Genomic DNA, 328 nt, shown 5'->3' on the forward strand with positions numbered 1-328 from the left:
CATTAGAGTCGGTTAGAAAGACTAAAAAAATGGGGCTATAGCTCAGCTGGGAGAGCGCCTGCTTTGCACGCAGGAGGTCTGCGGTTCGATCCCGCATAGCTCCACCATTTCTTAGTAAAGAAACAACACGACACACTCAAAGCCTTAAGCAAGATACTACTTAACCCTGCATGATTCGTTATGTGGAGGTGATTTATAGTCTCTGACTTAGTGCTTTGCACTAAACTTGCTCTTTAACAATTCGAATTTTGAAATAACGATGAATCAAGCGTTAAACCGGTGGAAAGCACTTTAACCTAAGTGACTTTCTATTATCGTAAATCCAGAG

Annotated in this window: 1 tRNA gene; it reads left to right on the forward strand. The window is 41.8% G+C overall.

Annotated elements, in window-relative coordinates:
* The first annotated feature begins 31 nt into the window (after window positions 1–31).
* Window positions 32–107: transfer RNA gene (locus tag OA79_RS17880), tRNA-Ala, on the forward strand.
* Window positions 108–328 lie beyond the last annotated feature (221 nt).

The organism is Marinomonas sp. TW1 (assembly GCF_001625355.1).
Taxonomy (GTDB): Bacteria; Pseudomonadota; Gammaproteobacteria; order Pseudomonadales; family Marinomonadaceae; genus Marinomonas.